This window comes from Psychrobacillus sp. FSL H8-0484 (assembly GCF_038005325.1).
Classification (GTDB): domain Bacteria; phylum Bacillota; class Bacilli; order Bacillales_A; family Planococcaceae; genus Psychrobacillus.
In genome coordinates this window covers 3,976,263-3,989,229 of record NZ_JBBOSZ010000001.1, presented here as the reverse complement: position 1 = coordinate 3,989,229, position 12,967 = coordinate 3,976,263, and the positions used below count along the sequence as shown (strand labels likewise).

Annotated in this window: 12 protein-coding genes and 1 other annotated feature; all 12 genes read left to right on the top strand. The window is 38.6% G+C overall.

What is annotated here, in order from left to right; translation table 11 throughout:
• Positions 1 to 63: 63 nt before the first annotated feature.
• Positions 64 to 708: an RNA polymerase sporulation sigma factor SigH gene (sigH, locus tag MHH81_RS19705; protein ID WP_445678113.1), complete on the top strand. Its 645-nt coding sequence runs from the start codon at positions 64 to 66 to the stop codon at positions 706 to 708.
• Between the two features lie 76 nt (positions 709 to 784).
• Positions 785 to 934, top strand: a complete 150-nt coding sequence (rpmG, locus tag MHH81_RS19700; RefSeq protein WP_340924683.1) for a 50S ribosomal protein L33 — start codon at positions 785 to 787, stop codon at positions 932 to 934.
• 42 nt (positions 935 to 976) lie between these two features.
• Positions 977 to 1,162 carry a preprotein translocase subunit SecE gene (secE, locus tag MHH81_RS19695; protein WP_340924680.1) on the top strand — a complete coding sequence of 62 codons (186 nt, stop codon included), beginning with the start codon at positions 977 to 979 and terminating at the stop codon, positions 1,160 to 1,162.
• Positions 1,163 to 1,265: 103 nt separating this feature from the next.
• Entirely contained in the window at positions 1,266 to 1,799 is a 534-nt protein-coding gene (gene nusG / locus MHH81_RS19690) for a transcription termination/antitermination protein NusG (protein WP_340924677.1), read from the top strand.
• 171 nt (positions 1,800 to 1,970) lie between these two features.
• Positions 1,971 to 2,396: a 50S ribosomal protein L11 gene (rplK, locus tag MHH81_RS19685; RefSeq protein ID WP_340924675.1), complete on the top strand. Its 426-nt coding sequence runs from the start codon at positions 1,971 to 1,973 to the stop codon at positions 2,394 to 2,396.
• Between the two features lie 127 nt (positions 2,397 to 2,523).
• Entirely contained in the window at positions 2,524 to 3,219 is a 696-nt protein-coding gene (gene rplA, locus MHH81_RS19680; protein ID WP_340924672.1) for a 50S ribosomal protein L1, read from the top strand.
• Positions 3,220 to 3,258: 39 nt separating this feature from the next.
• Positions 3,259 to 3,402 (top strand) — a sequence feature (ribosomal protein L10 leader region).
• Between the two features lie 32 nt (positions 3,403 to 3,434).
• Positions 3,435 to 3,935, top strand: coding sequence for a 50S ribosomal protein L10 (gene rplJ / locus MHH81_RS19675; RefSeq protein WP_340924669.1), 501 nt, complete (start codon positions 3,435 to 3,437; stop codon positions 3,933 to 3,935).
• Positions 3,936 to 4,007: 72 nt separating this feature from the next.
• Positions 4,008 to 4,370: a 50S ribosomal protein L7/L12 gene (gene rplL, locus MHH81_RS19670; RefSeq protein WP_340924666.1), complete on the top strand. Its 363-nt coding sequence runs from the start codon at positions 4,008 to 4,010 to the stop codon at positions 4,368 to 4,370.
• 78 nt (positions 4,371 to 4,448) lie between these two features.
• Complete coding sequence (locus MHH81_RS19665; protein ID WP_340924662.1) at positions 4,449 to 5,051, top strand: class I SAM-dependent methyltransferase; 603 nt, start codon at positions 4,449 to 4,451, stop codon at positions 5,049 to 5,051.
• Between the two features lie 229 nt (positions 5,052 to 5,280).
• Entirely contained in the window at positions 5,281 to 8,838 is a 3,558-nt protein-coding gene (gene rpoB / locus MHH81_RS19660) for a DNA-directed RNA polymerase subunit beta (RefSeq protein WP_340924659.1), read from the top strand.
• A 117-nt stretch (positions 8,839 to 8,955) separates the two neighbouring features.
• Entirely contained in the window at positions 8,956 to 12,558 is a 3,603-nt protein-coding gene (gene rpoC, locus MHH81_RS19655; protein WP_340924656.1) for a DNA-directed RNA polymerase subunit beta', read from the top strand.
• Positions 12,559 to 12,691: 133 nt separating this feature from the next.
• Positions 12,692 to 12,940: a ribosomal L7Ae/L30e/S12e/Gadd45 family protein gene (locus MHH81_RS19650; protein WP_340924653.1), complete on the top strand. Its 249-nt coding sequence runs from the start codon at positions 12,692 to 12,694 to the stop codon at positions 12,938 to 12,940.
• Positions 12,941 to 12,967 lie beyond the last annotated feature (27 nt).

Below are 12,967 nucleotides of genomic sequence, written 5' to 3'. Positions count from 1 at the left end.
CGCTGTAAATTTTCTTCCTGTATACTTATGGTAAATATTCATAATTTAGCTGAGGTGACTTCATTGGAAAAGACAGAATTGGATCTACAACAATTGGATAGATTACTAGATGAAGAGCTTGTAGAGATGGTTCATCAAGGGAGCACTGAAGCGCTAGATTATTTAATTACCAAGTATCGTTCATTTGTTCGAATGAAAGGTAGGTCCTATTTTTTAATAGGAGCGGATAAGGAAGATATACTCCAAGAAGGAATGATTGGATTATACAAAGCGATCCGAGATTTTAAAGAAGAGAAATTAGCTTCTTTTCGAGCTTTTGCAGAGTTATGTATTACTCGACAAATTATTACAGCAATTAAAACAGCAACTCGTCAGAAACATATTCCGCTAAATTCATATGTTTCCTTGGATAAGCCTATCTATGATGAAGAATCTGATCGAACGCTTATGGACATGATTGCTGGTTCTGTTATCGACGATCCAGAAGAGTTAATCATTAACAGAGAGCATTATGATTACATGGAAGGTAAGATGGGTGAAATTTTAAGTGAATTGGAACAACAAGTACTTGCTTTATATTTGGATGGACAGTCTTATCAAGAAATTTCCGAGGAATTAAATCGGCATGTAAAATCAATTGACAATGCACTACAGCGAGTAAAGCGAAAGTTGGAGCGTTATATGGAGATTGGTAGTAATTATGTGTAAAGCCTGGGAATTTGTTGACACCGTTTCTCTAAGGTGATAATCTTGAAAAAGACTTATACGCCGAAAAGGTGATAAAATGACTAAGAAAATTGTCTTGAGTTGTATGCAATGTGGTAACCGCAATTATACGGTCCCTACTTCAAAAGAGAGCACATCTATACGTATAGAAAGAAAAAAATACTGCACGCATTGTAACGCTCATACACTTCATAAACAAACTTTATGAATATGAGAGTAAAATAGATTTTCCATGTGGAGGTTTAGCTAAATGGCTAATGTTGGTGGATTTTTTAAAAATGTAATGTCTGAAATGAGAAAAGTAAGCTGGCCAAGACGTAAAGAGCTAACGCGATATACGGTAGTCGTACTAGCTACAGTTGTAGTAATGGCTATATTTTTTGCTATTGTAGATTTAGGGATTTCAGAACTTTTCCGTTGGTATTTAGCATTATAAAACGTAGCATGTAAATATTTTCTAAAAATAGCCCGTCATAGTAATCGAACGGGTTTTTTCATTTGTCTAAGAAAAGGAGGGAAGGACGCTTAGTCCTGATGATATGGAGAAAAATTGGTATGTCGTTCATACGTACTCTGGGTATGAAAATAAAGTAAAAGCAAACTTGGAAAAACGAGTAGAAACTATGGGGATGCAAGATAAAATTTTCCGCGTATTTATCCCTGAACAAGAAGAAACAGATTTTAAAGATGGGAAAAAGCGTGTCGTCTTGAGAAAAACTTTCCCTGGATATGTATTCGTGGAATTAATTATGACAGATGACGCTTGGTATGTTGTTCGAAATACGCCAGGAGTAACTGGATTCCTTGGTTCTTCAGGTGGAGGAACAAAGCCAACACCTCTACCTCCAGAAGAAGTGGACTCCATGTTAAAACAAATGGGCATGAATGAAGGTAAAGTAGAAGTAGACTTTAGTGTTGGAGAATTAGTAGAAGTTCTAGAAGGTCCATTCGCTCATTTCCAAGGTAAAGTAGAAGTGATCGATGCAGAAAAAGGAAAAGTTACAGTATCGGTAGATATGTTTGGCCGAGAAACTAACATGGAATTGGACTTCGAGCAAGTTATTAAATTATAATTTTTATTGACACTTGCGAAAAAAACAGATAAGTGGTATCATTTCAAAGGTCAGACGTAAAAATACGTCTGCATGAATTTTCTAATGTTATCAGCGAAAAGCTGAGAGACAGATATTTGAGTGGGAGGGGCAACCCAATTACCACATCACGGACTTAAGGAGGTGTGTCTCGTGGCTAAAAAAGTGATTAAAGTTGTAAAATTACAAATTCCTGCTGGTAAAGCAAACCCAGCGCCACCGGTTGGTCCTGCATTAGGACAAGCGGGTGTTAACATCATGGGATTCTGTAAGGAGTTCAACGCACGTACTGCAGATCAAGCAGGTCTAATCATTCCGGTTGAAATTTCTGTATTTGAAGATCGTTCATTTACTTTCATTACAAAAACTCCGCCGGCAGCAGTGTTACTTAAAGTAGCAGCAGGTATTCAATCTGGATCAGGTGAACCAAACCGCGTAAAAGTGGCGACAGTGAAACGTGATAAAGTTCGCGAAATCGCAGAACAAAAAATGCCAGATTTAAATGCAGCATCTGTTGAAACAGCTATGCTGATGGTAGAAGGTACTGCACGTAGCATGGGTATTACGATCGTAGACTAATACTTAATGTGCATTTTGATATGACGCATTTGTTTTTTGGAAGGTTGTAGTTGTTCCTTAGGATGACTGCAACCTTTACACGTGGGAGGTTTATTCCGCTAAAACCACTTCAAGGAGGACATTTTAAATGGCTAACAAAGGTAAAAAATTACAAGAAGCTGCTAAATTAGTTGATATCAATACATTGTACTCAGCTAAAGAGGCAATCGAGCTTGCGAAAAAAACAAGCACAGTTAATTTCGATGCAACGGTCGAAGTTGCTTTCCGTTTAGGAATCGATACACGTAAAAATGACCAACAAATCCGTGGGGCAGTTGTGCTTCCAAACGGGACTGGTAAAACTCAACGTGTATTAGTATTCGCTAAAGGTGAAAAACTAAAAGAAGCAGAAGCTGCTGGTGCAGACTATGCAGGTGATGTAGAATACATTACTAAAATCCAACAAGGATGGTTTGACTTCGATGTAATCGTAGCTACTCCAGACATGATGGGTGAAGTTGGTAAAATCGGTCGTGTACTTGGACCAAAAGGCTTAATGCCAAACCCTAAAACAGGTACAGTTACATTTGACGTAACAAAAGCTATCGGAGAAATTAAAGCTGGTAAAGTAGAATACCGTGCTGACAAAGCAGGGATTATTCATGCTCCTATCGGAAAAGTTTCTTTTGAAGACGACAAATTAGTAGAAAACTTCTTAGCTGTATTTGATGTAGTTCAAAAAGCTAAACCAGCTGCTGCTAAAGGTATCTATATGAAGTCTGTAAATGTTACAACTACTATGGGTCCAGCTGTAAAAGTTGACGCTCAATCAGTGAAAAAATAATTGACAGCTAAAAGTCTATCTGTTAAGATGACTTTTGTTGTGAAATATACATTTGTACCGAAGACAGTAGGAGTGACATGTCACTTAATATCCTACCGAGGACAAGCAAATTCAGATTCTTTTTAGATGATGACTTTCTGCCTCTGTGTCTACCAGTAGATCAGAGGCTTTTCTTTTGTCGGTATAAATGGCCAATTCTTATAGGAGGTGCCAAAATGAGCAAAGCAATTGAAACGAAAAAAGTGCAAGTGCAAGATATTGCAGAAAAGTTTAAAGCTGCTGCTTCAGTAGTAGTAGTTGATTACCGTGGTTTAAATGTTACGCAAGTAACAGAACTACGTAAACAACTTCGTGAAGCTGGTGTGGAATTCAAAGTTTACAAAAACTCTCTTACACGCCGTGCTACTGAAATTGCTGGAATTGACGGGATTAATGAATATCTTGTTGGTCCAAACGCAGTTGCATTTTCTAACGAAGACGTAGTTGCGCCTGCAAAAATCATTAATGATTTTGCTAAAAAGAACGAACAGCTTGAAATTAAAGCTGGTATCATCGAAGGTATTGCAGCATCTGCTGAAGATGTGAAAGCATTAGCGGAACTTCCATCACGCGAAGGTCTACTTTCTATGCTTCTTTCAGTACTTCAAGCTCCAGTACGCAACTTTGCACTTGCAACAAAAGCTGTTGCAGAGCAAAAAGAAGAACAAGGCGCATAATTTATTACGCGGCTTAACGAGTAAAAAAAGGCTATTAGCCTAATAACTATCCAATTATAGGAGGAAAATAAAATGAATAATGAGCAAATCTTAGAAGCTATCAAATCAATGACAGTTCTTGAGTTAAACGACTTAGTAAAAGCAATCGAAGAAGAATTCGGTGTAACAGCTGCTGCTCCAGTAGCAATGGTTGCAGGTGGCGGTGCTGCTGCAGCTGAAGAACAAACTGAATTTGACGTAATCCTTGCATCTGCAGGAGACCAAAAAATTAAAGTAATTAAAGTTGTTCGCGAAATCACTGGTCTTGGCTTGAAAGAAGCTAAAGAAGTAGTAGATAACGCTCCAAAAGCAATTAAAGAAGGCGTATCTAAAGAAGATGCAGAAGCTATGAAAGCTCAACTTGAAGAAGTTGGCGCAAACGTAGAAGTTAAGTAATTTTTTGTACAGCTCGAAGAAAAAAGCTCGTCAGTAAACGACGGGCTTTTCTTCGTATGTATTGTGGAGGGTTATTCGGTGTCTGATCATTATTATTCTAGAAAACCTCAAACGGAAAGTAAGCCTCGCCATTGGAATTTCACATTGCTCGGTCATAATTTTCGATTTGAAACAGATGCTGGTGTATTTAGTAAGAGCGAAGTAGATTTTGGCTCCCGTGTATTAATCGATGCTTTTCAAGCACCTGATCTTGAAGGAGACTTTTTAGATATAGGTTGTGGATATGGGCCAATAGGTCTTTCCGTTGCAAAAGCAAATGAAGAAAGAACAGTTCATTTAATAGATGTTAACACACGTGCAATCCAACTTGCAGAAAAAAATGCTGCTGCTAACGGGATACAAAATGTACGAATCTATGAAAGTGATGGGTTGTCAGCAGTTAACACTGCAAACTTTGCGGCTATTATAACTAATCCACCGATTCGCGCTGGAAAAGAGACTATTTTCCGTTTTTACAAAGATTCCTATGAAAAGTTGGTTTCAAGGGGAGAATTGTGGGTTGTGATTCAAAAGAAACAAGGGGCACCATCTACTTTTAGTTTTTTAGAGGAGATTTTTGGTCAAGTAGAAGTTGTAAGCAAAGAAAAAGGCTATTGGATTATAAAAGCTTCAAAAGATTGACTTGACAAAATCGCTATGATATTATAATAAAATGCAAAAATATTATTTTGAGGACGTATGCCCTTTTGAATAAACGCTAGTAAAAATGGGTATACTGGCCGAGAAAAAGTTTGGTTAACCGAAAATGAGCTCTTATTAAGAACTCGTTTTCTTTTTGTCTTTCGATATCATACACTAAAATGTTCATATCGAAAAGACCTAATATCGCTTTAATTGAGGGGTGAATGAGTTGACAGGTCAACTAGTTCAGTACGGACAACACCGCCAACGCAGAAGTTTTGCGCGTATTAGTGAGGTGCTTGAACTTCCGAATCTAATCGAAATTCAAACAGCATCTTACGAATGGTTCCTTGAGGAAGGTTTACGTGAAATGTTCAAAGACATTTCACCAATCGAGGACTTTACAGGCAATCTATCACTTGAATTTGTCGACTATAGTTTGAATGAACCGAAATATTCAGTCGACGAATCAAAAGAACGTGACGCTACATACGCAGCACCATTGCGCGTAAAAGTACGTCTCCACAACAAAGAAACGGATGAAGTGAAAGAACAAGATGTCTTCATGGGTGATTTCCCATTAATGACTGAGACTGGTACTTTCGTTATCAATGGAGCTGAGCGCGTTATTGTATCTCAGTTAGTCCGTTCACCAAGTGTTTACTTCCATGATAAAACAGACAAAAATGGTAAAAAAGGTTTTGGAGCTACCGTAATTCCAAACCGCGGTGCATGGTTAGAATATGAAATCGATGCAAAAGACGTAGTTTACGTTCGTATCGATCGCACGCGTAAATTGCCAGTAACTGTTTTACTTCGCGCATTAGGCTTTGGATCAGATCAAGAAATCATCGACTTAATTGGTGATAATGAATATTTACGTAACACGCTAGAAAAAGATAACACAGAAACGTCTGAAAAAGCGTTACTTGAAATCTACGAGCGTTTACGTCCTGGTGAACCACCAACAGTTGAAAGTGCTAAGAGCTTATTATATTCACGCTTCTTTGACGCAAAACGCTATGACTTAGCCAACGTTGGTCGTTACAAAATGAATAAAAAACTGCATATAAAAAACCGTTTGTTTAATCAAACAGTAGCGGAAACGCTAGTGGATCCTGAGACAGGTGAGATATTAGTAGAAGCGGGTACGCTTATCGATCGCCGAGTATTAGATCGACTAATCCCTCATTTAGAAAATGGAATTGGCTTCAAAACATTCTCCCAAGTTGGTGGAGTTTTAGAAGACGATATTACTGTTCAATCCATTAAAATATATGCACCAAATGATGAAGACCAAAAAGAAATCAACGTTATTAGTAACGCGTATGTTGAAACTGAAGTAAAAAATATTACGCCAGCTGATATTGTTTCTTCTATTGGTTATTTCTTCAACCTTTTATTTAACGTTGGAAACACGGATGATATCGATCATCTTGGTAACCGTCGTTTACGTTCAGTAGGGGAGTTACTACAAAACCAATTCCGTATTGGTCTTTCTCGTATGGAGCGTGTAGTTCGTGAGCGTATGTCTATCAACGACACACAAGCAATCGTTCCACAACAACTGATTAATATCCGTCCAGTAATTGCGTCTATTAAAGAATTCTTTGGTAGTTCTCAATTATCTCAGTTCATGGACCAAACAAACCCACTTGCTGAACTTACGCATAAACGTCGTCTTTCAGCGCTTGGACCTGGTGGTTTAACGCGTGAACGTGCTGGTTTTGAAGTACGTGACGTTCATTACTCTCACTATGGTCGTATGTGTCCAATTGAAACTCCTGAGGGACCGAATATTGGTCTGATTAACTCACTTTCAAGCTTTGCTAAAGTGAATAAATTTGGATTTATTGAAACTCCATATCGTCGAGTTGACCCTGAAACAGGCTTAGTAACTTCACGAATTGACTACTTGACTGCTGATGAAGAGGATAACTATGTGGTTGCACAAGCTAACTCTCCATTATCGGATGATGGTGAATTCTTAAAAGAAGAAGTAGTAGGTCGTTTCCGTGGAGATAACACAGTATTTAAAAAAGAACAAATAGATTACATGGACGTTTCGCCGAAACAAGTAGTTTCTGCAGCGACAGCGTGTATTCCTTTCTTAGAAAACGATGACTCCAACCGTGCACTAATGGGAGCGAACATGCAACGTCAAGCTGTTCCTTTGTTAAACCCAGAAGCTCCTTTCGTGGGAACTGGTATGGAACATGTAAATGCACGTGATTCTGGTGCGGCCGTTATTGCGAAGTACCACGGAATCGTAGAGCACGTTGAAGCGAAAGAAATTCGTGTTAGACGCATTGAAGAAGTCGATGGTAAGGAAGTTAAAGGTGATTTAACATCCTATAAAGTACACAAATTCGAACGTTCTAACCACGGAACATCTATTAACCAACGTCCAATTGTTAAAGTTGGAGATCTTGTAAAACCTCTGGATATTCTTGCAGATGGGCCTTCTATGGAGCAAGGAGAACTAGCTTTAGGACGTAACGTGCTAGTAGCCTTCATGACATGGGACGGATACAACTACGAGGATGCTGTTATTATGAGCGAGCGTCTTGTGAAAGATGATGTATATACTTCAGTCCACATTGAAGAATATGAATCAGAATCACGTGATACGAAGCTTGGACCTGAGGAAATTACGAGAGATATACCTAATGTCGGGGAAGATGCATTACGCAACTTAGATGACCGAGGAATTATCCGTATTGGTGCAGAAGTTCGCGATGGTGACATTTTAGTAGGGAAAGTAACACCAAAAGGAGTTACAGAACTTACTGCGGAAGAACGTCTGCTTCACGCTATTTTCGGTGAAAAAGCTCGTGAAGTTCGCGATACATCTCTGCGTGTACCACATGGTGCTGGCGGGATTGTATTAGACGTAAAAGTCTTCAATCGAGAAGATGGCGATGAGTTATCTCCAGGCGTTAACCAATTAGTTCGTGCTTATATCGTTCAAAAACGTAAAATCTCTGTTGGGGATAAAATGGCCGGACGTCATGGTAACAAAGGGGTTATCTCGCGTATCCTTCCAGAAGAAGATATGCCATTCCTTCCAGACGGCACACCAGTTGATATCATGTTAAATCCACTTGGGGTACCTTCTCGTATGAACATTGGTCAAGTATTGGAGCTACACTTAGGTATGGCTGCTAGACTGTTAGGCGTTCATATGGCTTCACCAGTATTTGATGGAGCTAACGAAGAAGATGTTTGGAACACAATGGAAGAAGCTGGACTAAACCGTGATGGTAAAACGACGCTTTATGATGGTCGTTCAGGTGAACCATTTGATAACCGCGTTTCTGTTGGGGTTATGTACATGATTAAACTTGCCCACATGGTAGATGATAAACTTCATGCTCGATCTACTGGACCTTATTCATTAGTTACGCAACAACCTCTTGGAGGGAAAGCGCAATTTGGTGGACAACGTTTCGGAGAGATGGAAGTATGGGCACTTGAAGCATATGGTGCTGCTTATACATTGCAAGAGATCTTAACAGTTAAATCTGATGACGTTGTTGGACGTGTGAAAACATATGAAGCAATCGTTAAAGGAGAAAGCGTACCAGAACCAGGAGTTCCAGAATCATTCAAAGTATTGATTAAGGAATTACAAAGTTTAGGTATGGACGTTAAGATGTTAACAATTGACGAAGAAGAAATTGAACTTCGTGATTTAGATGAAGATGACGATATTCCTGCAGCTGATGCACTTGGGATTTTGCCTTTAGCAAAAGAAGAAGAAGAACCAGTTGGAACTGTGGAATAAAGAATAAAAATCGGACAGGTGATACCTGTCCGTATTTCCGTATAAAATTGCATAATGCAGAGCTACTTGGAAAGTCTTTTAACTTAAAAGACACAAGACTAAAGGGAGGTAGGCTCCTTGATAGACGTTAATAATTTTGAGTATATGAAAATTGGTTTAGCTTCACCTGATAAAATCCGTTCATGGTCTTATGGGGAAGTAAAAAAACCTGAAACGATTAACTATCGTACATTAAAACCTGAAAAAGATGGTTTATTCTGTGAACGTATTTTCGGTCCTACAAAAGACTGGGAATGTCATTGTGGTAAATACAAGCGAGTTCGTTATAAAGGTGTAGTATGTGATCGTTGTGGAGTCGAAGTAACGCGTTCGAAAGTCCGTCGTGAACGTATGGGACATATCGAATTAGCTGCACCAGTATCACATATTTGGTATTTCAAAGGTATTCCAAGCCGTATGGGTCTTATTTTGGATATGTCTCCAAGATCACTTGAAGAAGTAATTTATTTTGCTTCTTATGTAGTAATTGAACCTGCGGACACACCTCTTGAAAAGAAACAATTACTTTCTGAAAAAGAATACCGTGCATACCGTGATAAGTTTGGTACTAAGTTCCAAGCTGCTATGGGTGCAGAGGCTATTAAACGTCTACTTCAAGAACTTGATTTAGAAGGCGAAGCAGAAAGCTTAAAAGAAGAGTTAAAAACAGCACAAGGTCAACGCCGTACACGTGCGATTAAACGTTTAGAAGTAGTAGAATCTTTCCGTAACTCAGGAAATAGACCAGATTGGATGATTTTAGATGTACTACCGGTAATTCCACCAGAATTACGTCCAATGGTTCAATTAGACGGCGGACGCTTTGCTACATCTGATTTAAACGATCTATATCGTCGTGTAATTAACCGTAATAACCGTTTAAAACGTTTACTTGATCTTGGTGCTCCTAGCATCATTGTTCAAAACGAAAAACGTATGCTACAAGAAGCTGTTGATGCTTTGATTGACAATGGTCGTCGTGGTCGTCCTGTAACAGGACCAGGTAACCGCCCATTAAAATCACTTTCTCATATGCTGAAAGGGAAACAAGGCCGTTTCCGTCAAAACTTACTTGGTAAACGTGTAGACTATTCTGGTCGTTCGGTTATCGTAGTAGGACCAAACTTGAAGATGTATCAATGTGGACTTCCAAAAGAAATGGCGATTGAATTATTTAAGCCATTTGTTATGAAAGAACTAGTTGAACGTGGGTTGGCTCACAACATTAAGAGTGCGAAACGTAAAATTGAACGTATGCATTCTGAAGTTTGGGATGTATTAGAAGATGTAATTAAGGAGCATCCGGTTTTATTAAACCGTGCACCAACTCTTCACCGTTTAGGTATTCAAGCATTCGAACCAACATTAGTAGAAGGTCGTGCGATTCGTCTTCACCCATTAGTATGTACAGCTTATAACGCTGACTTTGATGGTGACCAAATGGCTGTTCACGTTCCTTTATCTGCAGAAGCGCAAGCGGAAGCACGTTTACTAATGCTAGCAGCACAAAATATTTTGAATCCAAAAGATGGAAAACCAGTTGTTACCCCTTCTCAAGATATGGTTTTAGGAAACTATTACTTAACGCTTGAACGTAAAGGTGCAGCAGGAGAAGGTTCTACTTTTTATGGTCCAGAAGAAGTGCTAATTGCTTACAATACTGGTCATGTACATTTGCATACTCGTATTGCAATTGCTGCATCATCATTAAATAATCAAACATTTACGGAAGAACAAAACAAGATGTTATTGTTAACTACTGTAGGTAAAGTAATTTTCAATGAAATACTTCCAGAAACGTTCCCGTATATTAACGAACCAACCGATTTCAATTTACAAATTGAAACACCGGCAAAATATTTTGTGTCTACAACAACTAATGTGAAAGAACACATTGAATCTATGGACCTTGTTCAACCATTTAAGAAGAAAATTCTTGGTAACATCATTGCGGAAGTGTTTAAACGTTTCCATATTACAGAGACATCTAAAATGCTAGACCGCATGAAAGCACTAGGATTTAAGTATTCTACTAAAGCTGGTATTACAATTGGTATCTCTGATATCGTCGTACTTCCAGACAAAGGTGAAATTCTTGAAGAAGCACAAGCTAAAGTAGATAAAGTCTTGAAACAATTCCGTCGTGGTTTAATCACGGAAGAAGAGCGCTACGCTAGCGTAATCGGACATTGGAGTAAAGCAAAAGAAGTTATTCAAGAAAAACTGATGAGATCTCTTGATAACTCGAATCCAATCTTCATGATGAGTGACTCAGGTGCCCGTGGTAATGCATCCAACTTTACTCAACTTGCAGGTATGCGTGGACTTATGGCCAATCCGGCTGGTCGAATTATCGAACTTCCGATTAAGTCATCGTTCCGTGAAGGGTTAACAGTACTTGAATACTTCATCTCCACACATGGTGCTCGTAAAGGTCTTGCCGATACAGCTCTAAAAACAGCCGATTCAGGTTACTTGACTCGTCGTCTAGTTGACGTAGCACAAGACGTGATCGTTCGTGAAGATGATTGTGGAACAGACCGTGGACTACTAATTGGCTCACTTATGGAAGGTACGGAAGTGATTGAAGAGTTTGGTGAACGTATTGTTGGTCGCCATACGAAGAAAACAATCTTCCATCCGACTACAAATGAAGTTATTTTAGAAAAAGACGGATTAATTACACAAGATGCTGCCCGTATTATCGAAGAAGCTGGTATCGAAGAGTTAACAATTCGTTCGGCATTTACATGTAATACAAAACACGGCGTATGTAAAAAATGTTACGGTCTAAACTTAGCAACTGGAGATACTGTAGAGGTTGGAGAAGCAGTTGGTATTATTGCAGCTCAATCTATCGGTGAACCAGGTACACAGTTAACGATGCGTACATTCCATACAGGTGGGGTTGCTGGAGACGATATTACACAAGGTCTTCCACGTATCCAAGAGATTTTCGAATCTCGTAATCCAAAAGGTCAAGCTGTTATATCTGAAATCTCAGGGATTGTTACTGAAATTGATGAAATTAGAGAAGGCCAAAAAGAAATTACAATTCAAGGTAATGTAGAAACTCGTAAATACCTTGCTCCATATAATGCACGTCTAAAAGTTCAACTGAATGATGTGATTGAACGTGGTCAGGTATTAACTGAAGGTTCTATTGATCCAAAAGAATTGTTAAGAGTAAAAGATGTATCTACTGTTCAAGTGTACTTATTAAAAGAAGTACAAAAAGTTTATCGTATGCAAGGGGTAGAAATTGGTGATAAACACATCGAAGTGATGGTACGTCAAATGCTTCGTAAAATTCGTGTTATTGAAGCAGGAGAAACGGAACTACTTCCGGGATCGTTGCTTGATATTCATCAATTTGCTGAAGCGAACAAAGATGCAGTATTACAAGGTAAAATCCCTGCAACTTGTCGCCCAGTTATCCTTGGTATTACAAAAGCTTCACTTGAAACAGAATCATTCTTATCTGCAGCATCCTTCCAAGAAACGACTCGTGTCTTAACAGATGCAGCGATTAAAGGAAAACGTGATGAATTATTAGGATTGAAAGAAAACGTAATTATCGGTAAACTAGTTCCAGCAGGTACCGGTATGCAACGTTATCGTCAAATTCAAATCTCTACTAATGAGCAAGATACTGAAAAAGAAGTAGTAATTGCAGAGTAAATAATTTAATATTAGGGAGAATTCCATAAAGATTCTCCCTAATATTTATGAAAACTATTGACACCTATTTCAAGGAATGATAATATATTTAAGGTTGATAGTTATCGGACTTGTAGCTTTGGAGGATATGAAAATGTCTTATGAAAAAGTAAAACAAGCGAAAAAAACAATCATAGGTACAAAGCAAGCAGTAAAAGCAATGAAAAAAGGGCTTGTCAAAGAAGTTTATATTGCACTTGATGTAGAAGAACAAATCATTGGACTAGCACGATTAACCGCTATAGAAAACAATGTTCTCATTCACTATGTTGAGTCTAAAATAGATCTTGGTAGGGCTTGTGGGTTGCGCCTAGGCGCATCGGTAGTAGCTATTACTGTGTAACAGTTTTTGTGTAAATCACAAAGACTT

Excerpts from the sequence above, each read along its gene's own strand:
- secE (WP_340924680.1), top strand. The coding sequence starts at position 977 with ATGGCTAATGTTGGTGGATTTTTTAAAAATGTAATGTCTGAAATGAGA.
- rplJ (WP_340924669.1), top strand. The coding sequence starts at position 3,435 with ATGAGCAAAGCAATTGAAACGAAAAAAGTGCAAGTGCAAGATATTGCA.
- rplL (WP_340924666.1), top strand. The coding sequence starts at position 4,008 with ATGAATAATGAGCAAATCTTAGAAGCTATCAAATCAATGACAGTTCTT.
- rplA (WP_340924672.1), top strand. The coding sequence starts at position 2,524 with ATGGCTAACAAAGGTAAAAAATTACAAGAAGCTGCTAAATTAGTTGAT.
- rpmG (WP_340924683.1), top strand. The coding sequence starts at position 785 with ATGACTAAGAAAATTGTCTTGAGTTGTATGCAATGTGGTAACCGCAAT.
- MHH81_RS19650 (WP_340924653.1), top strand. The coding sequence starts at position 12,692 with ATGTCTTATGAAAAAGTAAAACAAGCGAAAAAAACAATCATAGGTACA.
- nusG (WP_340924677.1), top strand. The coding sequence starts at position 1,266 with ATGGAGAAAAATTGGTATGTCGTTCATACGTACTCTGGGTATGAAAAT.